The sequence below is a fragment of the Acinetobacter calcoaceticus DSM 30006 = CIP 81.8 genome, assembly GCF_000368965.1.
In the GTDB taxonomy this organism is placed as follows: domain Bacteria; phylum Pseudomonadota; class Gammaproteobacteria; order Pseudomonadales; family Moraxellaceae; genus Acinetobacter; species Acinetobacter calcoaceticus.
This window is the reverse complement of sequence record NZ_KB849778.1, coordinates 29,073-54,462: the sequence shown is the minus strand read 5'-3', so window position 1 is coordinate 54,462 and position 25,390 is coordinate 29,073. Positions and strand designations below refer to the sequence as shown.

General features: G+C 41.0%; 38 protein-coding genes and 1 pseudogene. 35 read left to right on the top strand and 4 right to left on the bottom strand.

Features of this window, described 5'->3' with window-relative positions:
* Positions 1-37: 37 nt before the first annotated feature.
* Positions 38-1,228 carry a PLP-dependent transferase gene (locus F936_RS00340; protein ID WP_016801713.1) on the bottom strand — a complete coding sequence of 397 codons (1,191 nt, stop codon included), beginning with the start codon at positions 1,226-1,228 and terminating at the stop codon, positions 38-40.
* Between the two features lie 168 nt (positions 1,229-1,396).
* Here F936_RS00340 and F936_RS00335 point away from each other — a divergent pair, with 168 nt between their 5' ends.
* From F936_RS00335 to F936_RS00190, 30 genes and pseudogenes are all read left to right on the top strand, one after another.
* Positions 1,397-2,125 carry a type 1 glutamine amidotransferase gene (locus F936_RS00335; RefSeq protein WP_005043862.1) on the top strand — a complete coding sequence of 243 codons (729 nt, stop codon included), beginning with the start codon at positions 1,397-1,399 and terminating at the stop codon, positions 2,123-2,125.
* A gap of 253 nt (positions 2,126-2,378) precedes the next feature.
* Complete coding sequence (gene rpsJ / locus F936_RS00330) at positions 2,379-2,690, top strand: 30S ribosomal protein S10 (protein ID WP_000070912.1); 312 nt, start codon at positions 2,379-2,381, stop codon at positions 2,688-2,690.
* A 58-nt stretch (positions 2,691-2,748) separates the two neighbouring features.
* Positions 2,749-3,387, top strand: a complete 639-nt coding sequence (gene rplC / locus F936_RS00325) for a 50S ribosomal protein L3 (RefSeq protein ID WP_004639526.1) — start codon at positions 2,749-2,751, stop codon at positions 3,385-3,387.
* A gap of 11 nt (positions 3,388-3,398) precedes the next feature.
* Entirely contained in the window at positions 3,399-4,001 is a 603-nt protein-coding gene (gene rplD, locus F936_RS00320; RefSeq protein WP_003653663.1) for a 50S ribosomal protein L4, read from the top strand.
* Positions 3,998-4,318 carry a 50S ribosomal protein L23 gene (gene rplW / locus F936_RS00315; RefSeq protein WP_003653662.1) on the top strand — a complete coding sequence of 107 codons (321 nt, stop codon included), beginning with the start codon at positions 3,998-4,000 and terminating at the stop codon, positions 4,316-4,318. Before rplD ends, rplW begins: the two co-directional genes overlap by 4 nt.
* Positions 4,319-4,329: 11 nt before the next feature.
* Positions 4,330-5,154, top strand: a complete 825-nt coding sequence (gene rplB / locus F936_RS00310; protein ID WP_003653661.1) for a 50S ribosomal protein L2 — start codon at positions 4,330-4,332, stop codon at positions 5,152-5,154.
* Between the two features lie 13 nt (positions 5,155-5,167).
* On the top strand, positions 5,168-5,443 hold the full coding sequence (rpsS, locus tag F936_RS00305; RefSeq protein ID WP_001138119.1) for a 30S ribosomal protein S19: 276 nt from the start codon (positions 5,168-5,170) through the stop codon (positions 5,441-5,443).
* 11 nt (positions 5,444-5,454) lie between these two features.
* Positions 5,455-5,784, top strand: a complete 330-nt coding sequence (rplV, locus tag F936_RS00300) for a 50S ribosomal protein L22 (protein ID WP_004639524.1) — start codon at positions 5,455-5,457, stop codon at positions 5,782-5,784.
* Between the two features lies 1 nt (position 5,785).
* Positions 5,786-6,602, top strand: a pseudogene (gene rpsC / locus F936_RS00295) (30S ribosomal protein S3).
* Positions 6,542-6,955, top strand: coding sequence for a 50S ribosomal protein L16 (rplP, locus tag F936_RS00290; RefSeq protein WP_002049688.1), 414 nt, complete (start codon positions 6,542-6,544; stop codon positions 6,953-6,955). Before rpsC ends, rplP begins: the two are co-directional and overlap by 61 nt.
* Positions 6,955-7,152 carry a 50S ribosomal protein L29 gene (rpmC, locus tag F936_RS00285; RefSeq protein WP_000849928.1) on the top strand — a complete coding sequence of 66 codons (198 nt, stop codon included), beginning with the start codon at positions 6,955-6,957 and terminating at the stop codon, positions 7,150-7,152. The genes rplP and rpmC overlap by 1 nt, the downstream gene beginning before the upstream one ends.
* Positions 7,149-7,406: a 30S ribosomal protein S17 gene (gene rpsQ / locus F936_RS00280; protein WP_001291845.1), complete on the top strand. Its 258-nt coding sequence runs from the start codon at positions 7,149-7,151 to the stop codon at positions 7,404-7,406. Before rpmC ends, rpsQ begins: the two co-directional genes overlap by 4 nt.
* Before the next feature lie 92 nt (positions 7,407-7,498).
* Positions 7,499-7,867 carry a 50S ribosomal protein L14 gene (gene rplN, locus F936_RS00275; RefSeq protein WP_001982634.1) on the top strand — a complete coding sequence of 123 codons (369 nt, stop codon included), beginning with the start codon at positions 7,499-7,501 and terminating at the stop codon, positions 7,865-7,867.
* A 9-nt stretch (positions 7,868-7,876) separates the two neighbouring features.
* Entirely contained in the window at positions 7,877-8,194 is a 318-nt protein-coding gene (gene rplX / locus F936_RS00270) for a 50S ribosomal protein L24 (RefSeq protein WP_002116820.1), read from the top strand.
* 15 nt (positions 8,195-8,209) lie between these two features.
* On the top strand, positions 8,210-8,746 hold the full coding sequence (gene rplE, locus F936_RS00265; protein ID WP_003653658.1) for a 50S ribosomal protein L5: 537 nt from the start codon (positions 8,210-8,212) through the stop codon (positions 8,744-8,746).
* Between the two features lie 9 nt (positions 8,747-8,755).
* Positions 8,756-9,061: a 30S ribosomal protein S14 gene (rpsN, locus tag F936_RS00260; RefSeq protein ID WP_003653657.1), complete on the top strand. Its 306-nt coding sequence runs from the start codon at positions 8,756-8,758 to the stop codon at positions 9,059-9,061.
* Between the two features lie 11 nt (positions 9,062-9,072).
* Positions 9,073-9,468: a 30S ribosomal protein S8 gene (gene rpsH / locus F936_RS00255; RefSeq protein WP_003653656.1), complete on the top strand. Its 396-nt coding sequence runs from the start codon at positions 9,073-9,075 to the stop codon at positions 9,466-9,468.
* Between the two features lie 13 nt (positions 9,469-9,481).
* Entirely contained in the window at positions 9,482-10,015 is a 534-nt protein-coding gene (rplF, locus tag F936_RS00250; protein ID WP_003653655.1) for a 50S ribosomal protein L6, read from the top strand.
* 14 nt (positions 10,016-10,029) lie between these two features.
* Positions 10,030-10,380, top strand: a complete 351-nt coding sequence (rplR, locus tag F936_RS00245; RefSeq protein ID WP_005043857.1) for a 50S ribosomal protein L18 — start codon at positions 10,030-10,032, stop codon at positions 10,378-10,380.
* A gap of 2 nt (positions 10,381-10,382) precedes the next feature.
* Complete coding sequence (gene rpsE / locus F936_RS00240) at positions 10,383-10,880, top strand: 30S ribosomal protein S5 (RefSeq protein ID WP_003653653.1); 498 nt, start codon at positions 10,383-10,385, stop codon at positions 10,878-10,880.
* A 6-nt stretch (positions 10,881-10,886) separates the two neighbouring features.
* Entirely contained in the window at positions 10,887-11,063 is a 177-nt protein-coding gene (gene rpmD / locus F936_RS00235) for a 50S ribosomal protein L30 (protein ID WP_003653652.1), read from the top strand.
* A 3-nt stretch (positions 11,064-11,066) separates the two neighbouring features.
* The gene (gene rplO / locus F936_RS00230) at positions 11,067-11,507 is read left to right on the top strand and encodes a 50S ribosomal protein L15 (protein WP_003653650.1); all 441 of its coding nucleotides are present in this window, start codon (positions 11,067-11,069) and stop codon (positions 11,505-11,507) included.
* A gap of 45 nt (positions 11,508-11,552) precedes the next feature.
* Positions 11,553-12,872 (top strand): preprotein translocase subunit SecY, encoded by a 1,320-nt coding sequence (gene secY / locus F936_RS00225; RefSeq protein ID WP_171056784.1) that lies wholly within the window; start codon positions 11,553-11,555, stop codon positions 12,870-12,872.
* 20 nt (positions 12,873-12,892) lie between these two features.
* Positions 12,893-13,009, top strand: a complete 117-nt coding sequence (rpmJ, locus tag F936_RS00220; protein ID WP_000867907.1) for a 50S ribosomal protein L36 — start codon at positions 12,893-12,895, stop codon at positions 13,007-13,009.
* A 105-nt stretch (positions 13,010-13,114) separates the two neighbouring features.
* Complete coding sequence (gene rpsM, locus F936_RS00215; RefSeq protein ID WP_003653646.1) at positions 13,115-13,471, top strand: 30S ribosomal protein S13; 357 nt, start codon at positions 13,115-13,117, stop codon at positions 13,469-13,471.
* A gap of 19 nt (positions 13,472-13,490) precedes the next feature.
* Entirely contained in the window at positions 13,491-13,877 is a 387-nt protein-coding gene (gene rpsK / locus F936_RS00210; protein ID WP_001040166.1) for a 30S ribosomal protein S11, read from the top strand.
* A gap of 12 nt (positions 13,878-13,889) precedes the next feature.
* Positions 13,890-14,516, top strand: a complete 627-nt coding sequence (rpsD, locus tag F936_RS00205) for a 30S ribosomal protein S4 (protein ID WP_003653643.1) — start codon at positions 13,890-13,892, stop codon at positions 14,514-14,516.
* A gap of 17 nt (positions 14,517-14,533) precedes the next feature.
* Positions 14,534-15,541, top strand: coding sequence for a DNA-directed RNA polymerase subunit alpha (locus tag F936_RS00200; RefSeq protein ID WP_003653641.1), 1,008 nt, complete (start codon positions 14,534-14,536; stop codon positions 15,539-15,541).
* Positions 15,542-15,559: 18 nt separating this feature from the next.
* On the top strand, positions 15,560-15,937 hold the full coding sequence (gene rplQ / locus F936_RS00195; RefSeq protein ID WP_002049717.1) for a 50S ribosomal protein L17: 378 nt from the start codon (positions 15,560-15,562) through the stop codon (positions 15,935-15,937).
* A 181-nt stretch (positions 15,938-16,118) separates the two neighbouring features.
* Positions 16,119-17,609, top strand: a complete 1,491-nt coding sequence (locus F936_RS00190) for a flavin-containing monooxygenase (RefSeq protein WP_005043853.1) — start codon at positions 16,119-16,121, stop codon at positions 17,607-17,609.
* 51 nt (positions 17,610-17,660) lie between these two features.
* On the opposite strand, the gene F936_RS00185 is transcribed toward F936_RS00190, so the two are convergent.
* Positions 17,661-18,833 (bottom strand): acyl-CoA dehydrogenase family protein, encoded by a 1,173-nt coding sequence (locus F936_RS00185; protein ID WP_003653635.1) that lies wholly within the window; start codon positions 18,831-18,833, stop codon positions 17,661-17,663.
* 189 nt (positions 18,834-19,022) lie between these two features.
* Between F936_RS00185 and F936_RS00180 the strand changes: the two genes are divergently transcribed.
* The 5 genes from F936_RS00180 (at position 19,023) to F936_RS00160 (ending at position 24,566) form a co-directional block, all read left to right on the top strand.
* Positions 19,023-19,280, top strand: coding sequence for an FAD assembly factor SdhE (locus tag F936_RS00180; RefSeq protein WP_003653634.1), 258 nt, complete (start codon positions 19,023-19,025; stop codon positions 19,278-19,280).
* A gap of 6 nt (positions 19,281-19,286) precedes the next feature.
* On the top strand, positions 19,287-19,676 hold the full coding sequence (locus tag F936_RS19460; RefSeq protein ID WP_016801711.1) for a hypothetical protein: 390 nt from the start codon (positions 19,287-19,289) through the stop codon (positions 19,674-19,676).
* A gap of 769 nt (positions 19,677-20,445) precedes the next feature.
* Positions 20,446-21,534, top strand: a complete 1,089-nt coding sequence (locus tag F936_RS00170) for a hypothetical protein (RefSeq protein WP_003653630.1) — start codon at positions 20,446-20,448, stop codon at positions 21,532-21,534.
* A gap of 82 nt (positions 21,535-21,616) precedes the next feature.
* The gene (rrtA, locus tag F936_RS00165; protein ID WP_003653628.1) at positions 21,617-22,192 is read left to right on the top strand and encodes a rhombosortase; all 576 of its coding nucleotides are present in this window, start codon (positions 21,617-21,619) and stop codon (positions 22,190-22,192) included.
* Positions 22,193-22,370: 178 nt separating this feature from the next.
* Positions 22,371-24,566 carry a TRAP transporter large permease subunit gene (locus tag F936_RS00160; RefSeq protein ID WP_005043850.1) on the top strand — a complete coding sequence of 732 codons (2,196 nt, stop codon included), beginning with the start codon at positions 22,371-22,373 and terminating at the stop codon, positions 24,564-24,566.
* Positions 24,567-24,728: 162 nt separating this feature from the next.
* Here the strand turns inward: F936_RS00160 and F936_RS00155 are convergent, their stop codons facing one another.
* Positions 24,729-25,154, bottom strand: coding sequence for a hypothetical protein (locus tag F936_RS00155; protein WP_005043848.1), 426 nt, complete (start codon positions 25,152-25,154; stop codon positions 24,729-24,731).
* 11 nt (positions 25,155-25,165) lie between these two features.
* Positions 25,166-25,375: a YheV family putative zinc ribbon protein gene (locus tag F936_RS00150; protein ID WP_004639498.1), complete on the bottom strand. Its 210-nt coding sequence runs from the start codon at positions 25,373-25,375 to the stop codon at positions 25,166-25,168.
* Positions 25,376-25,390 lie beyond the last annotated feature (15 nt).

Genomic DNA, 25,390 nt, shown 5'->3' with positions numbered 1-25,390 from the left:
TTATCCTTTGGTTCGAGCCACTATAATGTTGTCGTTTTTACAGTTGTTTCAGTGCATTTTCGATATCTTGAATTAAATCTTGCGGATCTTCCAGTCCTATACAGAAGCGAACTAATAAACCTTGTTGTAAATGTGTATTCTCAAGTTTTCTCATCATTTTTAAATCATAAAGCATGATCAGGCTAACTGGTCCTCCCCAGCTAAAACCGAGTTTAAATAACTCTAATGCATCGCAAAAGCGACGTACTGCGGTAATGTCATAATCTGGTTTGAAAATAACGCTGACTAAGCCAGCACTTTGACCATTTGTGCAGATTTCTTGCAAATATTGATGGCCTGGGGCGGTCTCATCACTTGGATGTAGAACTTGTGCAAATTGAGATTGGTCTTTTAGCCATTTAAGTAAAGTTTGAGCATTCTCTGATTGTTGTTCATAGCGTAAAGACATATGAGCAAGGCTGCGTTGGACTTGAGCCGCATCGTCTCCTGAAACTGCAATACCTAAAATGGCATGCGTACGGAACAAACGATGATGGAGTTTATCATCACGAGTTACAATGCTACCCATTAAGATGTCACCGCCACCACTTGGATATTTGGTTAAAGCGTGGACGGTTAAGTCGACTGATAAGTGTTCATCTGAAAAATTAAAAGCATTAAACGCGAGCCCAGCTCCCCAAGTGTTATCTAGGGCTGTTAATACACCATGTTTTTTAGCTTTTTTAACTAGATTTTTAAGATCAGGGAATTCTAAAGTAACCGAACCCGCAGCCTCTAACCATAATAGTTTACTTTTTTCAGTCGGTTGAAAACTTGAAGCGTCAATAGGGTTATATACTTTAACAATAACGCCATATTGATTTTGTAGATGATTTAAATGTTCTAGATTTGGTCCATAAATGTTGTCTGGGACCCATACTTCATCATTAGTGCTTAAAAATGCTGAGTTCACAACATTAATTGCTGATAGGCCACTCGGTGCAAGTAAACAATGCAGTCCACCTTCAATTTGCGCAATATTGTCGCCTAAGGTGAAGGTAGTGGGGGTACCATGCGTGCCATAGCTATAGTCGTAATCATCAGTCCAATGGCGATCAAAAAGGTGCGAAGTTGATTTAAAAATAATAGTGGATGCACGAAATAAGGGTGGTTGCACTGTTTCGATAAATTGCGGAGCCTTTCTTGGTGCGTGGATGAGGCGAGTCTGGAAGTCGTTATGCTTTTTCATAGTGCGTTGCATTTTTGATAATAAAGTTAGATTAAGAGAAATTTAAGTTCTTCGCTAGATTTACGAAGTTTTATAAGACGTTTCGTTACAGTAGACCCATAAAATAAAAACTTGGCTTTATTTTTGCAAAGACCACTACAACATTCTAACAACAATAGGTTTAAGCGCATGAAGTCGCATTTACGAGTTCACTATTTTCAACACATTGTGGGTGAGGGATTTGGAAGTTGTTACTCATTTTTAAAAGCCCACCACGCGACCATTAGCTCTACGGAGTTCTTTGCACTTCCGGTTGATCGATCACTTGAAATAGAGGCTTTACCAAGAATCGAAGAAGTTGATTTGTTACTGGTTATGGGTGGAACGATGAGTGTAAATGATGAGGCAAATTTTCCATGGCTAAAGATAGAGAAAAGATGGCTGCGCCGTTATTTGGCAGCAGGAAAGCCTGCTATTGGTCTTTGTTTAGGGGGGCAATTGATTGCTAATGCATTGGGTGCAGCGGTGAGCCGTAATCGCTATCAGGAACTTGGCTGGTCAACGGTCCAGAGAGTTGCAAATTTACCTCAAGAAAGCTTTCCGTTACCTGAAAAGATAAATGTTATGCAGTGGCATAGTGAGACATTTGAAATACCTAAAGGCGCTATACATTTGGCGGAGAGCAGAGCTTGTCGCAATCAGATGTATCAGATTGGAAAAAATGTGCTTGGTTTTCAGTTTCATCCAGAGATGACACCAGCAGCTTTAGAGCTCTTACTTGAAGATGAAGAGGAGTTGTCTATTTTTGACGGAGAATATGTTCAATCTACGCGTGAACTACAGTATTCAGAAGCACAAAAATTTGAGCAAGGTAATCAACTCCTAAATAAAGCTATTGAGTTTGTAATAAATGCCTAGATGAGCTCTGAATGCTCGATCAAAGCAGGTTTTGTGGAGAAAATAGAAAAAGAGAATTGCATAAGACTTAAACAATCGTTATAATGAGCGACCCTCAAATAGGAGGGGCATTTACTGCGAAGAAAGTGGTAAATGTGCATTACAGTCGTGGCATCGATCATGACCTTAGTGATTTTCACTGCCTTTGACACTTACCAATGGGTGAGATGCGTCAAGGGTGATTCTTTATATGTTTGGCTTGGAGTTTACTGGTATGTCTAACCAGAGAATTCGTATCCGTTTGAAGTCTTTTGATCATCGTCTGATTGATCAATCTGCTCAAGAGATCGTAGAAACCGCTAAGCGTACTGGCGCACAAGTTTGTGGTCCAATTCCGATGCCTACTCGCATCGAACGCTTCAACGTTCTTACTTCACCGCACGTTAACAAAGATGCGCGTGACCAGTACGAAATCCGCACCTACAAACGTTTGATCGACATCGTTCAACCTACAGATAAAACTGTTGATGCATTGATGAAATTAGATCTTGCGGCTGGTGTTGATGTTCAGATCGCTTTGGGTTAAGGCTTTCGGTTGATTAACTTTTAAGTTAATTAGGCCGCTTTTTTAGAGGTTTATGCACATGGCTATTGGTTTAGTCGGTCGCAAATGTGGTATGACTCGCATCTTTACAGATGCAGGTGTTTCTGTACCTGTTACAGTCATCGAAGTCGATCCAAACCGCATTACGCAAATCAAAACACTTGAAACTGATGGTTATCAAGCTGTTCAAGTAACTACTGGTGAACGTCGCGAATCTCGCGTAACTAACGCTCAGAAAGGTCACTTTGCGAAAGCTGGTGTTGCTGCTGGTCGTTTGGTTAAAGAGTTCCGTGTTACTGAAGCTGAGCTTGAAGGTCGTGAAGTTGGCGGTACTATTGGTGTTGATTTGTTCACAGTTGGTCAAGTTGTTGACGTAACTGGTCAATCAAAAGGTAAAGGTTTCCAAGGTGGTGTTAAGCGTTGGAACTTCCGTACCCAAGACGCTACTCACGGTAACTCAGTTTCTCACCGTGTATTAGGTTCTACAGGTCAAAACCAAACTCCTGGTCGCGTGTTCAAAGGCAAAAAAATGGCTGGTCACTTAGGTGATGAACGCGTAACAGTACAAGGTCTTGAAATCGTATCTATTGACGCTGAACGTTCTGTTTTAGTTGTTAAAGGTGCAATTCCTGGTTCAACTGGCGGTGACGTGATTGTACGTCCTACCATCAAGGCCTGAGGGGAAATACCGTGAATTTGAAAACTGTTTCCGGCTCTGCTGTTGAATTGTCTGAAGTTGCTTTCGGACGTGAATTTAACGAAGCTCTTGTACACCAAGTTGTTACTGCTTATTTAGCAGGTGGTCGTCAAGGTACTCGTGCTCAGAAGTCACGTGCAGACGTTTCTGGCGGTGGTAAAAAACCATTCCGTCAAAAAGGTACTGGTCGTGCTCGTGCGGGTTCTACTCGTAGCCCTATCTGGGTTGGTGGTGGTAAAACTTTTGCTGCTCGTCCACAAGATTGGTCTCAAAAAGTAAACCGCAAAATGTACCGCGGTGCAATGCAATGTATCTTAGCTGAACTTGTTCGCCAAGATCGTCTTGTATTAGTTGAAGAGTTTGCTATTGCAGCTCCAAAAACTAAAGAATTGCTTGCTAAGCTTGGCGATTTAAATGCCGCTCGTGCATTGATCGTTACTGAAGCTGTAGATGAGAACTTATATCTTGCAGCACGCAACCTTCCACATGTAGATGTGGTGGATGCAACTGCAATCGATCCTGTAAGCTTGATCGCGTTTGATAAAGTTGTTATGTCTGTAGCTGCTGCTAAGAAAATTGAGGTAGAACTCGGATGAACAACGAACGTATCTATCAAGTCCTTAAAGGACCAGTCTTCTCAGAAAAGGCACAAGTTCTAGGTGATACTGTTGGCGTTCAAGTATTTAAAGTAGATATTAATGCTACTAAACTTGAAGTCAAAAAAGCAGTTGAAAAACTTTTTGGTGTAGAAGTTGTTAAAGTTAACACTACTATTACTAAAGGTAAAACTAAGCGCTTTGGTAAAACATTGGGACGTCGTTCTGATGTTAAAAAAGCATACGTCACCCTGAAAGCCGGCCAAGATGTTGAAATGGCTGACTTGGGCGATACCGCTGAAAGCGCAGCGGAATAAGGACGAAAATTATGCCGATTCAAAAATGTAAGCCAACGTCTCCAGGACGTCGCTTTGTAGAGAAAGTGGTTCATGATCACCTTCACAAAGGCGCGCCTTACTCACCGTTGGTTGAAGCAAAAAAACGTACTGGTGGTCGTAATAATAACGGTCACATTACAACTCGTCACGTTGGTGGTGGTCATAAGCAACACTATCGTATCGTTGACTTTAAGCGTAATAAAGACAGCATCCCAGCTGTTGTAGAGCGCATTGAATACGATCCTAACCGTACAGCACATATTGCTTTGTTGAAATATGCTGATGGTGAGCGTCGTTATATCATTGCACCTAAAGGCTTACGTGCTGGCGATAAAGTACAATCTGGTAACGATGCTCCAATTCGTCCAGGTAACTGTTTGCCACTTCGTAATATGCCGATCGGTTCTACACTTCATAACGTTGAACTTAAAATTGGTAAGGGTGCGCAATTAGCCCGTTCTGCCGGTACTTCTGTTCAGTTGTTGGGTCGTGATGGTTCTTACGCGATTGTTCGTCTTCGTTCAGGCGAAATGCGTAAAATTCATGTTGAATGCCGCGCTGTAATTGGTGAAGTTTCTAACCAAGAAAGCAACCTTCGCTCATTGGGTAAAGCTGGTGCTGCGCGCTGGCGTGGTGTTCGTCCTACCGTACGTGGTATGGCGATGAACCCAGTTGATCACCCGCACGGTGGTGGTGAAGGGCGTAATAAAGGTATTCAACCTGTAAGCCCATGGGGTCAAAAAGCTAAAGGGTACAAGACACGTACCAATAAGCGTACGACTAAGATGATTATTCGCGACCGTCGCGTCAAGTAAAGGAATCTGACTAATGCCTCGTTCTCTGAAAAAAGGCCCATTCGTCGATGCGCACTTGTTCGCTAAGGTTGAAGCGGCTGTTGCTAGTAACTCTCGCAAGCCGATTAAAACTTGGTCTCGTCGTTCGATGATCCTTCCAGATTTTGTTGGTTTAACAATTTCTGTTCATAATGGTCGTAATCACGTTCCAGTAATTGTTACTGAGCATATGGTTGGTCATAAACTCGGTGAATTCGCGCCAACTCGTACCTATCGTGGTCACGGTGTTGACAAGAAGTCTAAACGTTAATAGGTGTCATGATGGAAGTAACTGCTAAATTACGCGGTGCCGCTATCTCGGCACAAAAGGCACGTTTGGTTGCAGATCTTATTCGCGGCAAATCTGTTGCGCATGCTTTAAATATTTTAAACTTCAGCAATAAAAAAGCTGCTGTTTTAGTAAAAAAAGCATTGGAATCTGCGATTGCAAACGCTGAACACAATAACAGTTTAGATGTTGATGATCTTAAAGTTTCTACGATTTACGTTGATGAAGGCGTTAGCCTTAAACGTATTATGCCACGTGCTAAAGGCCGTGCAGATCGTATTACTAAGCGTACTTGTCACATCACCGTTAAGGTAGGGGTTTGATATGGGTCAGAAGGTTCATCCAATCGGTATCCGCCTAGGTGTTGTGAAACGTCATAACGCTAACTGGTATGCGAGTCCGAAACAATACGCTGAATACTTGCTTAAAGATCTTCAAGTTCGTGAGTTTTTAAATAAAAAACTTAAGAATGCGATGATCAGCAACATTCTTATCGAACGTCCATCAGGCGCTGCTAAAGTAACAATTAGCACAGCTCGTCCTGGTATCGTAATCGGTAAAAAAGGCGAAGATATTGAGAAATTACAGCGCGAACTTACCAGCATTATGGGTGTTCCTGCGCAAGTAAGTATCAATGAAATTGATCGCCCAGACTTAGATGCGCGTTTAGTTGCTGAAGCAATTGCTTCTCAATTAGAAAAGCGTGTAATGTTCCGTCGTGCTATGAAGCGTGCGGTTCAAAACACTATGCGTGCTGGTGCTAAAGGTATCAAAGTTGAAGTGTCTGGCCGTTTAGGTGGTGCAGAGATTGCTCGTACTGAATGGTATCGTGAAGGTCGTGTACCTTTGCATACATTGCGTGCAGACATTGACTATGCAACTGTGCGTGCAGAAACAACTTACGGTACGATTGGTGTTAAAGTTTGGATTTTCCGTGGCGAGATTTTAGGTGGCATGAAACAAGTCATGAACCCTGCTCCTGCTGAAGATCGTCCAGCTAAACGTGGTCGTGGTCGTGGTGAAGGTCAAGAGCGTCGTGGTCGTCGCGGTGACCGTGCTGCTGACAAGGGAGAATAATCCATGTTGCAACCTAAACGTACCAAATTCCGTAAGGTGCACAAAGGCCGTAATACTGGTCTAGCGCATCGTGGTAGTACAGTATCATTTGGTTCGATTGCAATTAAAGCAACTGAACGTGGTCGTATGACTGCGCGTCAGATTGAAGCTGCACGTCGTACTATTAGCCGCCGTATTAAGCGTGGTGGTAAAATCTTTATTCGCGTATTCCCGGATAAGCCAATTACTCAAAAGCCTCTTGAAGTGCGTATGGGTAAAGGTAAGGGTAGCGTGGAATACTGGGTTTGCCAGATCCAACCAGGCAAGATCCTGTACGAAATTGAAGGTGTGAACGAAGAATTAGCGCGTGAAGCATTTGCTTTAGCTGCTGCTAAACTTCCGTTTAAAACCACTATCGTGACTCGGACGGTAATGTAATGAAAACTAAAGATTTACGTGAAAAGTCGGTAGAAGAGTTGAAAGCTTTGCTTGATGAGCAACAGCTTAACCAATTCCGTCTTCGTATGGCGAAAGCAACTGGTCAGTTGGGTAAATCGCACGAAGTGCAAGTTGCTCGTAAGACAATTGCTCGTATTAAGACACTCCTTACCGAAAAACAGGGGAACGGACAATGAGTGAAAAAACAGTCCGCACGTTAACCGGCAAAGTCGTAAGTGACAAAATGGATAAATCTATTGTTGTTCTTATTGAACGCCGCGTTCAACACCCGTTGTATGGCAAGTCAATTCGCCGTTCAACTAAGTTACACGCTCATGATGAGAATAACGTCGCTAAAATTGGTGATGTTGTGACCATTAAAGAAAGCCGCCCAATTTCTAAAACTAAAGCTTGGACTTTAGTGGAAGTAGTTGAAGCAGCTGCTGAGTAATTCGACGTTCTTGTTGCATCATCGGTCAATTTCGAGTACTCTTTGAGCCTTTCGAAATTGTGACCGGTGATGCTCGGTTTTGGAGTAGGGCAATGATTCAAACCGAAACTATGCTCGACGTAGCAGACAACAGTGGTGCTCGCCGCGTACAATGTATTAAAGTACTTGGTGGTTCACATCGTCGTTATGCTTCTGTTGGCGACATTATTAAAGTTACTGTAAAAGAAGCAATCCCACGCGCACGTGTTAAAAAAGGTGACGTGATGAATGCGGTTGTAGTTCGTACTAAATTCGGCATTCGTCGTCCAGATGGTTCTGTGATCCGTTTTGATGATAATGCTGCAGTTATCCTGAACAACAACAAAGCTCCGATTGCTACTCGTATCTTCGGACCAGTGACTCGTGAACTTCGTACTGAACAGTTCATGAAAATCATTTCATTGGCTCCTGAAGTTCTATAAGAGGCAATCATGGCTAAGATTAAAAAAGGCGATCAAGTTATTGTGATCGCAGGTAAAGAAAAAGGCAAACAGGGTACTGTATTGTCTGTTTCTGAAGACCGCGTTAAGGTTGAAGGCCTTAACTTAGTGAAGAAGCATCAAAAGCCGAATCGTGTAACTGGCGCTGAAGGCGGTATTGTTACTCAAGAAGCTTCGCTTCATATTTCAAACGTGGCAATTTTAAATGCTACAACCCAGAAGGCTGACCGTGTTGGTTACCAAGTGATTGATGGCGTGAAAACTCGCGTTTATAAATCAAATGGTGAATCAGTGGCGGTAGCGAAGTAATAGGTTGAAAAGGCGATGGCCAGACTTAAAGCACGTTACAATGATGAACTTAAAGCCAAGTTAAAAGAAGAACTTAGCGTTAAGAACGTGATGGAAATTCCACGCATCACAAAAATCACCCTAAACATGGGTGTAGGCGCAGCTGCAACTGATAAGAAATTATTAGATGGTGCTGTAGTCGACATGCAATTAATTGCTGGTCAAAAACCAGTAATTACACTTGCTCGTAAATCTATCGCAGGTTTTAAAATCCGTGATGGGTGGCCGATTGGTTGTAAAGTTACTTTACGTGGCGACCAAATGTACGAATTCTTGGATCGTTTGATCTCAATCGCAATCCCTCGTATCCGTGACTTCCGTGGTTTCTCTTCGAAATCATTTGATGGTCGTGGTAACTACTCAATGGGTTTGAAAGAGCAAATCGTTTTCCCTGAAATCGATTTCGATAAGATTGATCGTATTCGTGGTATGGATATTACTATTACTACGACTGCTCGCACCGATGACGAAGGCCGTGCGCTTATGCGTGCATTCGGCTTCCCGTTCAAATAAGAGGTCGATATGGCTAAGAAAGGTATGATTAATCGCGAATTGAAACGCGAAAAAACAGTTGCTAAATACGCTGCAAAACGTGCTGAATTAAAAGCTACAATTGCAAATGTAAACGCAACTGAAGAAGAGCGTTTCGAAGCGACGTTAAAGTTACAAGCATTGCCACGTAATGCATCTCCGGTACGTCTTCGTAACCGTTGTGGTTTAACTGGTCGTCCTCATGGTTACTTCCGTAAGTTCGGTTTAAGCCGTAACAAATTACGTGACACAGTAATGCAGGGTGATGTACCAGGCGTTGTTAAGGCAAGCTGGTAAGGAGCGACTAAATGAGTATGCAAGATACCGTTGCCGACATGCTAACACGTGTTCGTAACGCACAAATGGCTAAGAAACAAACTGTTTCTATGCCTTCTTCTAAGTTGAAAGTTGCAATTGCAAACGTTCTTCAACAAGAAGGTTATGTTTCAAATGTAGAAGTTGCTCAAGAAGAGACAAAATCTACTTTGACAATTACTTTAAAATATTTCGAAGGCAAACCAGTTATCGAAGTGGTTAAACGCGTAAGCCGTCCAGGTCTTCGCCAATACCGCGGTAAAGATAAACTTCCAAGCGTTAAGCAAGGTTTAGGTATTGCAATTGTTTCTACAAGCAAAGGCATCATGACTGATCGCGCTGCACGTGCTGCGGGCGTTGGTGGTGAAGTTATTGCTTTTGTTTCTTAATAGGTGATTCCTCATGTCTCGTGTGGCTAAAGCCCCAGTAACTGTACCGAATGGTGTAACAGTTACTCAGAACGGCCGGCAGGTCGAAGTGAAAGGCAGCAAAGGTACGTTGTCTTTCAACCTGCATGCGCTGGTCGAGCTAAAACAGGAAGAAGGTAAACTTCAACTTGCTCCAGTTAAAGAATCGAAAGATGCTTGGATGCAAGCTGGTACTGCTCGCGCTGTATTGAATAACCTTGTAAAAGGGGTTAGTGAAGGCTTCGAACGTAAGTTGCAGCTAGTTGGTGTTGGTTATAAAGCTGCGGTTAAGGGTACTGTTGTAAACCTTAACCTTGGTTTTTCACACCCAATTGACTACGCTTTACCTGAAAGTGTAACAGCGGAAACTCCAACTGCAACTGAAATCATTTTGAAATCAGCAAACAAGCAGTTGTTAGGTCAAGTAGCGGCAGAAATCCGTGCGTATCGTTCTCCTGAACCATATAAAGGTAAAGGTGTTCGCTATTCGGATGAAGTCATTCTTCGTAAAGAAGCTAAGAAGAAATAAGGCGCGAGGTTCTTATGAACGAAAAGAAACAAACCCGTTTGCGTCGTGCGAAAAGCACACGCTTGCACATCCGTGCATTGGGTGCGACTCGTTTGTGTGTAAACCGCACTCCGCGTCACATCTATGCTCAAGTTATTTCAGCAGATGGTGGCAAAGTTTTAGCACAAGCTTCAACTTTGGATGCATCTTTACGTAGCGGTACTACAGGTAATGTAGATGCGGCTACTAAAGTAGGCACTTTAATCGCAGAGCGCGCGAAAGCAGCTGGTGTAACTAAAGTTGCATTTGACCGTTCTGGTTTTAAATATCATGGTCGTATCAAAGCCTTGGCTGATGCTGCTCGTGAAAACGGCTTGGAGTTCTAATCATGGCTAAAGTTGAACAAAACGAAGGTCTTGTTGAAAAGCTGGTTGCCGTTGATCGTGTAGCCAAAGTTGTTAAGGGCGGTCGTATCTTCTCTTTCACAGCATTAACTGTTGTGGGTGATGGTAATGGTCGTGTTGGTTTTGGTCGTGGTAAAGCACGTGAAGTTCCAGCTGCTATTTCTAAAGCACTTGAAGCTGCACGTCGCAACATGATTACTGTAGACCTTGCAGGTACTACTTTACAACACCCTGTGAATGCTCGTCATGGTGCAAGCCGTGTATACATGCAACCTGCTTCTGAAGGTACTGGCGTAATCGCTGGTGGCGCAATGCGTGCCGTTCTAGAAGCTGCAGGCGTGCATAACGTACTTGCTAAATGTTATGGTTCTACTAATGCTGCAAACGTAGTAAACGCAACTTTTAAAGGTTTGCGTGATATGACTTCTCCTGAGAAAGTCGCTGCGAAACGTGGTAAATCAGTAGCAGAAATTCAAGGGTAATCAATCATGAAAACGATTAAAGTTACCCAGACTAAATCTTCTTCACATCGCTTGAAAAATCACAAGCTTTGCTTACAAGGTTTAGGTCTGCGTCGTATTGGTCATACTGTAGAAGTGCAAGATACGCCTTCTAACCGCGGTATGGTCAACAAAGTCTACTATATGGTTAGTGTAGAGGAATAAGCCATGACTCTGCGTTTAAATGAGCTTGCGCCTGCAGAAGGTGCAAAACGTGAAAACCGTCGTTTAGGCCGTGGTATCGGTTCTGGCGTTGGTAAGACCGGTGGCCGTGGTGTCAAAGGTCAAAAATCACGTAAAAGTGGTGGCGTTCGTCCAGGCTTTGAAGGCGGTCAAACAGCGATTTATCGTCGTTTACCTAAATTCGGTTTCACTAGCCAAATCGCTTTAAAAACTGCTGAAGTACGTTTATCTGAGTTAAGCAAGGTTGAAGGCGACATCGTTAGCCTAGAGACTTTGAAAGCTGCGAATGTTGTTCGTCGTGACCAAATTCGTGCTCGTATCGTACTTTCTGGTGAAATCACTCGTGCATTCACTGTTCAAGGTGTTGCATTGACTAAAGGCGCTAAAGCTGCAATTGAAGCAGCTGGCGGCAAAGTCGAGGAGTAATCTCGAGTGTCTATGTCTCCTAGTTCTTCAGGTCATGTCAACATGATGAAAGGTCAGCCATTTCACGTGAAATATCGTGAAATTATTCGCCGGATGAGTTTTCTAATCGGTGCATTGCTGGTCTTTCGACTAGGAGCGCATATTCCAGTACCAGGCATTAATAATGCTGCGTTAGAAAATTTATTTCAAGCGAACCAAGGAACTATTCTTGGGCTATTCAATATGTTTTCTGGCGGTGCTTTAGAGCGAATGTCTATTCTTGCTTTAGGGATTATGCCTTACATTTCTGCATCAATTATTGTGCAGTTAATGTCTACGGTAATTCCTTCACTAGAGGCCTTGAAAAAGGAAGGTGAGCAAGGTAAGCGTAAAATTAATCAATATACGCGTCAGGGTACATTATTGCTTGCAGTGGTTCAGGCAGTTGGTATGTGCGCAGGTTTGATTGGTCAGGGTATTACTCTGTCAGTTGGTCTTGAGTTTTATATACCAGCAGTTACATCACTTGTCGCTGGAACTATGTTCTTAATGTGGCTAGGTGAACAAATCACTGAAAGAGGTATTGGTAACGGTATCTCAATGATTATTTTTGCTGGTATCGTTTCTGGTTTGCCTAACCTAATTATGCAATCAGTTTCATCAGTAGATAATGGTCAGACAAGCTTAATTGGTCTTGTGATCTTTGGTCTTTTGTCTTTAGGTGTGTTGGCTGCCATTGTGTTTATTGAAAAAGCACAACGTCGTATTCCAGTAAACTATGCACAAAAGCAGCAAGGTCGTCGTATATTTACGGCACAGCAGACACATTTGCCATTGAAAATTAATATGGCTGGTGTGATTCCTGCGATTTTTGCAAGTTCTTTACTATTGTTCCCAGCGAGTCTTGGTCAATGGGTAGGAAGTGCAGATGCAAATGCTGGATTAATTAAACGTAGCTTACAAGATTTAGCTTTAGTATTGTCGCCTGGACAGCCTTTGTATTTGGTGCTCTTTGGTGCGTTAATTATCTTTTTCTGTTACTTTTATACGGCTTTAGTATTTAGCCCTAAGGAAGTATCAGAAAATCTAAAACGCAGCGGAGCTTATGTGCCTGGTATTCGCCCAGGTGAGCAAACTGCTCGTTACTTAGATCATATTCTTAATCGTTTGACGTTTATTGGTGCGATTTATATTACGGTCATTTGTTTAATGCCAATGATTCTGCAAAGTTCTTTTGGGATCCCATTCTCTTTGGGTGGTACATCATTACTAATCGTAGTTGTCGTTGTTATGGACTTTATGGCTCAGCTACAAGCGCACTTAACATCTCATCAATATGATAATCAAACATTAATGAGAAAAACGACTGCTCATCCTAAGGGATAAGCGCACTTAGAGGTTTCATCATGAAAGTACAAGCTTCTGTAAAGAAAATTTGTGGTAGCTGTAAAGTTATCCGTCGTAATGGGGTTATTCGCGTAATTTGTAGCGCAGAACCTCGTCATAAGCAGCGTCAAGGTTAATCTAATCAAGACCTGTTGATTTCAGTAGGCGAATTGGGTTAATATCCGCCCCTCAAGATTTTGTGGGGCGGTTGATTATCTCTACTGCCTTTTTGGAGAAAGTGAATGGCTCGTATTGCCGGTGTAAACATTCCGGATAACAAGCATGCTGTTATCTCCCTCACTTACATCTTTGGTGTCGGTCGCCATACTGCTAAGAATATCTTAACTGCAGTTGGTATTACTGAAACTACTAAGATCCGTGAGTTGGACGATGCTCAGCTTGATGCGATTCGTGCAGAAGTTGCTAAGGTTCCTACCGAAGGTGACTTACGTCGCGAAATTTCCATGAACATTAAACGTTTAATGGATTTGGGTTGCTACCGCGGCCTTCGCCATCGTCGCAGCTTGCCTGTCCGTGGTCAACGCACCAAAACTAACGCACGTACCCGTAAAGGTCCGCGCAAACCGATTAAAAAGTAAGATTTCTGGAAGCTAAAAGATGGCTAAAGATACTCGCACACGCAAGAAGGTCACCCGTACCGTCTCTGAAGGTGTTGCACACATTCACGCGTCTTTTAATAACACCATTGTTACGATTACTGATCGTCAAGGTAATGCATTGGCTTGGGCCACCTCTGGTGGACAAGGCTTCCGTGGTTCACGTAAATCAACTCCGTTTGCTGCTCAGGTAGCTGCTGAAGTTGCTGGTAAAGCAGCTTTAGATTACGGTTTGAAAAATCTGGATGTCCTTGTAAAAGGTCCTGGTCCAGGTCGTGAGTCTGCGGTTCGTGCATTAGGCGCAGTGGGTTATAAAATTAACAGCATTACCGATGTGACGCCAATTCCTCACAACGGTTGCCGTCCACCTAAAAAACGTCGCGTGTAAGGAGAAACATTCATGGCTCGTTATATTGGTCCAAAATGCAAACTCTCTCGCCGCGAAGGGACAGACCTGCAACTTAAATCTGGCGTTAAACCTTTTGACGTCAAAACTAAAAAAGCTAACAAAGCACCTGGTCAACATGGTCAGGCACGCGGTGGTAAGCAATCTGAGTATTCACTACAATTACGTGAAAAACAAAAAGTCCGTCGTATTTACGGTGTGTTAGAACGTCAATTTAGTAACTACTATAAAGAAGCAGCTCGTGTAAAAGGCGCAACAGGTGAGAACTTGTTGAAATTGCTTGAAAGCCGTCTTGATAACGTTGTTTATCGCATGGGTTTTGGTTCTACACGTGCAGAAGCTCGTCAGTTAGTAAGTCACCGTAGCATTACTTTGAATGGTCGTCGTGTAAACATCGCATCTATTCAAGTTAAAGCTGGTGATGTAATTGCGGTTCACGAAGGTGCTAAACAACAATTGCGTATTAAAAACGCGATTGAGTTAGCTGCACAACGTGGTATTCCAGCTTGGATGGATGTTGATCATTCTAAGCTTGAAGGTACGTTTAAAGCTGCACCAGATCGTGCTGATTTACCTGCTGAAATCAATGAAAGCTTGATTGTAGAATTGTATTCTAAATAATCCTTGAGGTAGCAATAATGACGCGTACTGCAAACGAGTTTCTAACTCCGCAAGCGATCAAGGTCGAAGCGGTTAGCGGGACCTCGGCAAAAGTGATTCTAGAACCTTTAGAGCGTGGTTTTGGCCACACTCTAGGTAATGCTTTACGTCGCATTCTATTGTCTTCTTTACCTGGCGCTGCTGTGGTTGAAGTTGAGATAGAAGGTGTCGAGCACGAGTACAGTACTTTAGAAGGCTTGCAGCAGGACATCGTCGAGCTCTTGCTGAACCTAAAAGGATTGTCTATTAAGCTGTTCGATCAAAATGAAGCATATTTAACATTAGAGAAACAAGGTCCTGGCGAAATTACTGCTGCTGACCTTCGTTTACCTCATAATGTTGAAGTGGTTAATCCAGAACATTTAATAGGTACTTTGAGTGCTTCAGGCTCATTAAAAATGCGCTTGAAGGTTGCTCAAGGTCGTGGTTATGAAACATCTGATTCTCGTTTCCCTGAAGGTGAAACACGTCCTGTTGGTCGTTTGCAATTAGATGCTTCTTATAGCCCGATTAAGCGTGTTTCTTACACCGTTGAAAATGCGCGTGTAGAACAACGTACCGATTTAGATAAACTGGTAATCGACCTCGAGACAAATGGAACGGTTGATCCTGAAGAAGCAATCCGCAAAGCGGCAACAATCTTGCAACAACAAATTGCAATTTTTGTTGATCTTCAGAAAGACCAAACTCCAGTTGCTCAAGAGCCTCGTGAAGAAGTTGACCCAATCTTGCTTCGCCCAGTAGATGATCTAGAGCTTACTGTTCGTTCTGCTAACTGTTTGAAAGCAGAAAATATTTACTACATTGGTGATCTTGTTCAACGTACTGAAGTTGAGTTGTTAAAAACTCCTAACCTTGGTAAAAAATCGTTAACAGAGATCAAAGATGTTTTGGCATCGAAAGGCTTACAACTCGGTATGCGTCTTGAAAACTGGCCACCAGCTAGTCTTCGTATGGACGACCGTTTTGCCTATCGTAGCCGTTAATTAAGTAGGACTATCACCATGCGTCATCGTAATAGTGGTGTGAAATTAGGCCGTACAAGCAGCCATCGTAAAGCGATGTTCCAAAACTTGGCTAATTCTTTATTTGAACACGAGTTGATCAAAACAACTGTGCCTAAAGCTAAAGAATTACGTCGTGTTGCTGAGCCTTTAATCACTCTAGCAAAAAACGATACTGTAGCAAATCGTCGTTTAGCATTTGCTCGTACTCGTAATGCTGCAACTGTAGGTAAATTATTTACCGTACTCGGCCCTCGTTACAAAGAACGTAACGGCGGTTATCTACGTGTTCTTAAAGCGGGCTTCCGTGCTGGTGATGCAGCGCCGATGGCTTACGTTGAGCTTGTAGATCGTGAAGTGAATACTTCAGCTGAATAATTGATTTTATTCAAAAAAGACCGGTTTTATACCGGTCTTTTTTATTTTTGTTAATTAATAAAATTATAAAAATGTCCCCAAGTGACATAAAAAAACGGATAAACGGTCAAACTTGACATTGTGTATTGTCAAAATTGTGCTTTAATAAACTTATATTCTCAACAATGGGTATAAAAATAAAATGGAAAAGCAAGTTGATATTTTAATCATTGGCGCAGGTATCTCAGGAATTGGAATTGCTGCCCACTTATCAAAAAATTCGCCACAACGCCAATTTGAAATTTTAGAGCGTCGTGAATCTTTTGGTGGAACATGGGATCTTTTCCGTTATCCAGGTATTCGCTCAGATTCAGATATGTCCACATTTGGTTTTAATTTTAAACCATGGTGTAAAGCGAATGTATTAGCTGATGGTGCTTCTATTAAAGGGTATTTAGGCGAAGTAATTGATGAATATAAATTAAAAGAAAAAATTCACTTTGGTCATCGTGTGCTTTCTGCTAATTATGATTCTGAATCAAAGAAATGGCAGGTTGTAATTGAAGATGGTAAGAAAAAACAACAGACTTGGATTGCTAATTTTGTTGTAGGTTGTACTGGTTATTATAATTATGATCAGGGATATGCTCCATCTTTCCCAAATCAAGAAGCTTTTAAAGGGCAGTTTATTCACCCACAACATTGGCCTGAAAACTTAGATTATACAGGTAAAAAAGTCGTTATTATTGGTAGTGGCGCAACTGCAATTACTTTAGTACCGGCAATGGCTAAAGGTGGCGCTGGTCATGTCACTATGTTGCAGCGTTCACCAACGTATATTGCTAGTGTACCGTCTATCGACTTCGTTTATGAAAAAACGCGTAAATTTATGTCTGAAGAAACAGCTTATAAATTTACCCGCGCTCGTAATATTGGTATGCAGCGCGCTATTTATGCATTATCGCAGAAACATCCAAAGACTGTACGTCGTTTACTCTTAAAAGCAATTGAAGTGCAGTTGAAAGGTAAAGTTGATATGAAGCATTTTACACCTTCATATAACCCTTGGGATCAACGTTTGTGTGTGGTACCTGATGGCGATTTGTTTAAAATTTTGCGTGAAGGTAAAGCAAGCGTAGAAACTGATCAGATTGAGAAATTTACCGAAAAAGGTATTCTACTTAAATCTGGTAAACACCTTGATGCTGATATTGTTGTTTCTGCAACAGGCTTACAAGTTCAGATTATGGGTGGTGTTCAGGCGACTATTGATGGGAAAGCAGTTAATTCATCTGAGCATATGCTTTATAACGGTGTGATGTTAAGTGATGTACCAAACATGGCTATGATTATTGGTTATGTAAATGCATCGTGGACCCTTAAAGTTGATATCGCTGCGGAATATATTTGTCGCTTGTTAAATTATATGGATAAAAATCACTATGATGAAGTGATTCCATCTGGTGATAAAACTGAAATGGAAGAAGATACTGTAATGGGTAAATTGTCTTCAGGTTATATTAGCCGTGCGGCACATGAACTTCCAAAACAGGGTAAGCATGCTCCATGGCAAGTGACTAATAATTATTTAGAAGACAAAAAATCGCTGAAAAATTCGAAATTTGAAGATGGTGTTCTACATTTTCATAAACGTTCAGAAACTAATGAGCGTAAGCCAAAATTAGTATCTTAATAGATATTAGATAAAGAAAAGGGGCGTAATGCCCCTTTTCTTATGAAGGTATTAAAGTGTTCTGGAGATTAATTCTTTCATAATTTCATTAGTACCAGCATAAATTCGATTTGCTCGGTGATCTATGTACGCACGTGCAATTGGATATTCAAGCATGTAACCATAACCACCATGCAATTGAAGACACTCATCTACAATTTTTGAGAACATGTCTGAAATTTTATATTTAGCAGCTGCGGCAGCTTCCACACTCAATTTTTCTTCAAGTTGTAATTCCATACAACGATCTAAATAAGTACGGCAGAAATCTATCTCTGTTCTCAGTTCAGCAAGTTTAAAACGCGTATTTTGAAAAGCACCAATATGTTTGCCAAATGCTTTACGATCTTTCGTGTATTGAACCGTATGTGCAAATGCAGCTTCAGCTCCTGCCTGACAAATAATAGCAACTAGCATTCGTTCCCAAGCTAACTCTTTCATGAGCATAATAAAGCCCATGCCTTCCATACCTAAAAGATTTTCTTTAGGAACACGGACATTATCGAAAAACAATTCGCAGGTATCTTGGCCTTTCATTCCAATTTTATTAAGAGGCTTACCTTTGCTAAAGCCAGCTCGGTCTGCTTCAACAATAATGAGTGATAAGTTCGCTGAACCTTTGTCGTTATTACCAGTTTTACAAACGACTACGACCATGTCACATAAATAACCATTAGTAATGAAAATCTTTGAACCATTAATCACATAATCATCACCATCAAGTACGGCTGTGGTTCTTACTGCTTGTAAATCAGAACCAGTGCCTGGCTCAGTCATGGCAATAGCTGTGACCACTTCTCCTGTTGCCATCTTCGGTAGCCACTTTTGTTTTTGTTCTTCATTACCAAAGTTATTCACGTAATTGGCAACAATATCCGAATGCAAAGAAAAACCCGTGCTAGAGTCCATAGCATAGGCTTGTTCTTCAATTAAGATCATACTGTACAAGCGGTCTACTCCAGATCCACCGTATTGTTCTGGCATTGTGGTACACAAGAGGCCTAATTCTCCGGCCTTATTCCAAAGATCGCGATCAACATGTTGCTGTTTTTCATATTTTTCAATATTGGGAACAACTTCTTTTTCATAAAATTTACGAACTGTTTCGCGGAAGGCCTCATGCTCTTCGTTAAATAGTTTTCTCGGTAACATATTTGGAATGGGACGGATAGCACCAGATTGCATTTGTATTTCTTCCTTGGTTCAGGTGTGATGTTATGAACTTAAACATACGGAAGCCTTGCTTATGTAACAATGTGATGAATGCTCAATTATGAGTACAAGATGATAAATTTGGTCAATTTGATATTTTTAGCGATCTTTGGAATGTGATCAGGTAAACTAAGCGCACTATCAACGCAGATGGGGAAATAAATGTCTGACGAAATGACCTTGGAAGAACGTAAAGTAATTTATCGAGCACGCCGCGGCTTAAAAGAAATTGACGTCTATTTTGACCCTTATGTAAAAAACTATTATCTAAAAGCGGATTCGGCAGAGAAGGCCTTATTTGCAGAGTTAGTTGAACAAGAAGATCCTGATTTACTAGATTGGTTCATGGAAGTTTCTGAACCTCCACGCACAGAGTTACGTGAATTTATTCATAAATTAAAACAGTACGTACATGGCTAAACTGTTTTGATAAAAGAATTGAATTTTGAGCTGAAATATAGTCGTTTCTCGATAATATTTCAGCTTTTTATTGGCTTGAGTTTAGCCATCCTACTTTATCAATTGTTATCACCCATTTGGTGGTTGATTGCTTTCATCCTTTTATTTATTAGTTTTCTATTTTTTTTAAGACAATCACAAATTTCTCAAATTGCATATTTAGACCAAAAATCGTGGTCAATTGCATACTCCTCGCAAAAGATAATTTCTCGTGTGGAAATTTCTAAAATAATTGATTATCAATTGTTTATGATTATTCATTTTGAGGAGGCACCCATGAAAGTAGCCATAATTTGGTTTGATCAACTTCCTTTGCAGCATTGGAAAAAATTGAAAGTCTTACAGAAACTTCATTAATTGTTAGACAATTCTACATTTGTATATTTATTTAAAAATTATAAAAAACAATAATTTAATCTTTATTTTTTTGCTTGAGTTTAGGATTGTCTAATTAAAAATTAGAAAAAAGCTAAGGAAATACAATTGTCTGACAATTTTACCTATGGGTATCTAGTTGATCGGTTAAAGTACAAACACCAACGTAAAGTGTGTCGGAGGTCTCAAAATGGAGATGCCAACATGGTCGTTCTTGGTCATTGCCATCATTTTGGCAGTGGTGATCGGAAGAGCAGGAACTTTACTCAGGGAACATCTTAACAAAGTTAATTTTAACAAAGTTAAGAGACAGAGGATGCAAGGTCGTCGATCAGTCAATTATTAAATTGGTTAGTCGATTAATTTCATCAAGTGTCCAGTTTATAACTGGGTGCGATTGTAGTAAGGAGGTCTCTCATGGAGATTTCAATGTGGATGTTTCTGTTAATTGCAGTGCTTATGGCTGTGGTAGTAGGAAGAGCAGGAACTTTACTTAAGGATTATATAGAACAAAAATAATATAAGCCGTTAAAAGCTTATCTCAGTTAATAAGTAGCATGTGCTGAACCGTCGCAATGCTACTTTTTTTTGCCTAAAATTTCTGTTTTCTGAAAAAACTGTCAATTTTATCTACTGTGAAGTATGTCAAAGTATAAGCGCTACAATTAGAGTAATTACTCTTTTATTCAAGATATGCATCTGCTAATGTACATCTGAAAAGGAAAAAACAAATTACATAGAGGACAGGAAGATGTCTAAAGTCCAAAAAATAAGCCAAGGTTTGGCAGTAAGTTTGCTTGCAGCTTCAGTTTTATCAGGTTGTTCATACGTCGTGAAAACCGGAGCAAATGTTGCTTTAGGTTTTACGGAAAAGCACGTCGTTCCACCTATTTTAGCAATGCAAGATGCTGAAATGGTTTGTAATACGGGTAGTGCATTAACACCCGCAATTATGTCTACCAAAGGTATGGGTGCAGATCCAACTCGTGTTGCTGTATTAATGTATGCCGCATCAGGTGTATGTGCGGAAAACCAAGCGTTAGAACAGGAATTACGTTATTTACGTGCATCAAAAGCAGGTCAAGTAACCGAAGCTCAAGATGCTCGTATTGCTCAGAAACGTTGGGCAGCCATTGCTGCTGAGCGTCAATATACGGGCTATAAGTTGTTCGCTGACCGTTGGGAGTCTAAATATAAATATCATTTAGGTGATTCTTGTCCAACGATGCGTAGTGATACTGATCAAACTGTATATTTACTTGGAATGATTAGTGGCCTTCAGGCTGTAACCAATGATATTAACTCTGGTGGTGCAGTCAATGTTCCAAAAGATATTGCAGCTATTGTAGAGCGCGGCATGGTTTGTCTAGATAATGAAAAATTCTGGGGCGCACCTAACGCAACACGTGCTGTTATTTGGACCTTACTGCCTGGGGCTGATGAGGGGAAACCTGACCCATATCAAACTTTAAAACAGTCAGTTCAAATTGGTGAACAAAAGGGTGTTCGCCTGTCCCATGCTTTGTATGCGGTAGCTGCCCAAGCAAGTGGTGATGATGCAAAAATTCGTGATGCATTAAGATCATATGCCGCATCTCAAGCTGATGATAAGCCTGTCAATCCGAACTTTAAGTTAATCGATAGTATGGCTGGTTTGATAGTACGCGGTATTTCTGACCGTTACTGGACAGAGCATACAGGTGTGCGTACCGGAGATGATGGTATGTCACATTTCTGGGATGATAAGAATGAAGGTGCAGCAGAGTTAGATGAATTGTTTGATGGAGGGGCCGCATCTGAAGCTCCTGCAGACTCATCTGCTCCACCAGCAGCGCAGTAAAATATTTGAAAGGTTAACTTCTTGCGAGACTGTTGTTAAGTTTTACAATGGTAGCAAGAAGTTTAATTTCAAGGAGTGTGCCATGAAGGATCATGTACTGAATCATAAAGTGCTTTTGGTCGCAGTGTGCATTTCTGTGTCTGCCTGTCTACAGGTGTTTCCTGATACATTTATTTATTGGCGTGAAAGCCTACTTGGCGAATTCTGGCGTTTGTGGACAGCGCACTGGGTACACGTTGGGTGGATTCATTTCCTTTTAAATATGATGGCATTTGCCTGTTTGCCTTTTATCTTTCCTCATACAAAAGCATGGCATCTTTTAAGTCTGCTTCTGCTTTTGCCACCGTTCATTAGTCTGGTGTTCTATTTCTATTTACCTTATATCGAAGCGTATGCAGGGCTGTCTGGTGTGTTACATGGGCTCTATACAGCAGTTGCTTTAGTTTACTTGCAATATCGTAAAGAACGGAATTTTGCTTTTCTGGTTTTAGGATTAATTATTGCAAAACTGATATGGGAAAATACTTTTGGGCAAACAGGAACGGCTCAGTTAATAGGAAGCCCTGTTTTAACTGAAGCTCATCTCTATGGTGCGATTGGTGGCGCAATCTTTGGGGGATGCTATTGGCTGGTACAGAGATTAAAAAAGAAATATTGACAATACGAACTGTTAAAAAAGTGATTTTAGTCATTCTTTATTAATAAAGTTTGATGCAAATTTGATCGTTGAATAAAGGGATTGGTAGAAGGGGTATGGATTTAACCCCTGACCAAGAAAATTGCATGACTCAAGTCTTTATTTTTTAGGGACTTGAGAGAACAAAATTGGAATATTTATGCAAGAATATCAAGAAAAAAGATCTGGATTAGGTCTGCTGGGTTATATCTGGAACGAATGGATCTCAACATTCGTCATCCTCACTCTGCTATTAATGACTTTAATAATTGGTACTGGGGAGATGATCCACGGACAATTATTACGTATCGGGGAGCGTCTTTATGGTGACCCTGCTATAGGCATGCAATATTCATTTTTGCGTGCTGAACCTGAAAAGCCGACTTGTGATCGACATCCAAATATCGATGCTCAAGTAAAAGAACAAATGAAAGCGAATGCATCTGATGATTTCTCGAGTTTCTTTGGTGCAGCATCGGAAAGTGATGTCCGTGCATCACTACTCGCTGCGCAGCAACAATGTGACGAGAAATATCAGACATATGACAAGACAATTAAATATATCGAAGCTAACCCAGGGGTGCGTACTTACCGTGCTGTCGAAACAGGTTTCTTTGGTATTTTTAAATTTGGTACAGAGAATCGTGCCATTTTACTCATCTTTATGGTTCTGATCTCTGCGATTACGGCATCGTTAAAATTTCACCATATTGGCTTACGTAATCCGGCAACAAAAATAGATTACAAAGTCTATTCCATCTTTATGGTGATTGGTAATGCCTTACTCAGTACCTCTGTAATCAGTCAGTATCGTTCAGTCATCAATTCTGGTGTGACACCTACCTATGAAACAGTAACTATTTACTGGATATGGATGATTCTATTTGTTGTTCTGACTTTAATTAGTCTTTATCAACTATTTGTTTCACCACCAGCAAAGCGTGAAGGCGGTAATATTGGTTTAGCCTTATTAAGTGTGCCTTTATATGCTTACATGGCTTTGATTACGGGTATCGTATTTACATTCTTTATGGATTATCCAATGGGGCAAGGGATTTACCTTGGTTTATTGGTTGAGTTTTCAGGTATTTTCCTAAACCTTGCCTTGTTTATTTGGGCAGGTATGCTCCTAACTCAAACACGTGTTATGGATTTATTCCTTAATGTGCTTCGTCCATGGAATTTGGCACCAGAAACCCTAACATGGTTAATTCTAATTGCTGCTGCGGTACCAACGGCTTATACAGGTGCATCAGGTATTTTCGTTATTGCGGCAGGTGCAATTATTTATAAAGAAGTCTGGAATGCGGGTGCTCGCCGTCAATATGCTTTGGCTGTGTCTGCAATGTCAGGTTCTTTAGGGGTCGTTGTACGTCCATGTCTATTGGTCGTTTTAATTGCCATGCTTGATAGCCGTCATGTAACGTCCGATGAATTGTTTGGTCATGGTATTTATGTATTTTGGCTAACAGCATTTATTTTCTTGGGTGTCTCATTACTCTTGGCTGAAGAAAAATTCCGCGTGAATTCACCAAAAGTAGCGATTCCGGGTATGTTACGTGCCTTTGTACCCGTGATCCCATACATTCTGATTACTGTTGTTGTTCTTGCAATCTATAAATATGCGCTAGACACAGGAATGAATGAATTTACTGCACCAGTAATTTTGCCATTAGTCCTGATCGCAATGATCTTGTATGACAAATTGGTGTCTACAAAAGAAGCTCCTGCAATCAATATTCATGAAGCAATTGTTCGTGAACATGAACAAAAATCACCATTCTTGCAGTCACATGATCCGCATAGTTCTCAATTCCGTCTTGGTTTTGGTGGAGCACTTCGTTTTGCAACCTCAGAAACAGTCGGCCATATTGGTGCACTAATTATCTTGATGGCATTGTCTGCAAGTGTAGGTGGTTTAATTGAACGCTCTGAAGTGGTTGAATTGTTACCGACTCATTTAGGCAGTATTTATATATCACTGGCATGTATTGCACTATTGCTTGCCATTATTGGTATGTGTACAGATCCATTTGGTGCTGTAATTTTAGTTGCTGCAACCATTGCGCCTGTGGCATACGAAAATGGTATTCATCCAATTCACTTCTGGATGATTGTATTAGTTGCATTCGAGTTTGGTTATGTAACGCCACCAGTAGCCTTGAACCATCTACTCACGCGGTTGTCCGTCGGAGATGATGAAGTTAATGCGGCGGATGCTGAAGCGAAAGAGAAATATACAAGCTTCTACTACCGTTATGAGCGCTGGTTACTACCAATTATTGTCTTGTTCTCATCATTGGTATTGGTTACTTATGTACCGTATGTGTTCAAGTTATTCGATTGGTATAAATAACTTAAATTAAAATATCTGTTATACAAAAAAGCCCTCCTAAATGAAGGGCTTTTTTAGTAAGAGACTTTAGTAAATTTAGGAAAAAGATGACTGGAATTATTTTAATTAGAATAAAAAAGCTAAAGATGAATAACTTTAGCTTTTTAAGTTCCCATTGAAAAACTATTGCTGTTTGAGCTGAGCTTCAAGCAATTTAACTTGTTCTTCTTTGAGTTTTGTTAATTGATCTGCATCTGCATGCTGGGCTTTTAATGAACTTTCTTGATCTTGCAACTGACGATGGATGTCATCGAGTTTAGACACTTCTTCTTTAGCTAAAGATTCTTGAGCAGGTACAGGCTGTTTAAGCACATCTTCATTCATCAGTTGTTGTGAACTTGCAGCCTCTGCTATTGGTTCAGAACCTGATGATGGATCAGTGGTTTTAGTAGGTGCAGGTGTTGAAACAGGATGAGGATCAACCATTGGTGTGGATGACTCGGTTTTTTTGAAAAACCATTGTGCAGCGAAAAAAAGCACTACGAGAATGCTTAAGCCCCCAATTAAAACCCACAATAGTTTTGAGTTTTGTTTTCTTTGTAGTGGCATCTCTAAGACCTTTAGTCAGGACGACGAGGCTTGAACTGTATTACTCCAACTTCATCAGGTACAGCAGGTGCTTCAGGCTCATCAATATGAGTCGGACGATTTTCGCTATAACCGCATTCGATACATTCAATCCATTCGTCTTCAGCGGTGGTTAGCATGACAATCCGATCTGTTGCTTCACATTTTGGACATTTAGCCCCAGCAATGAAACGTTTTTTCATCTTTATCACCCTAAC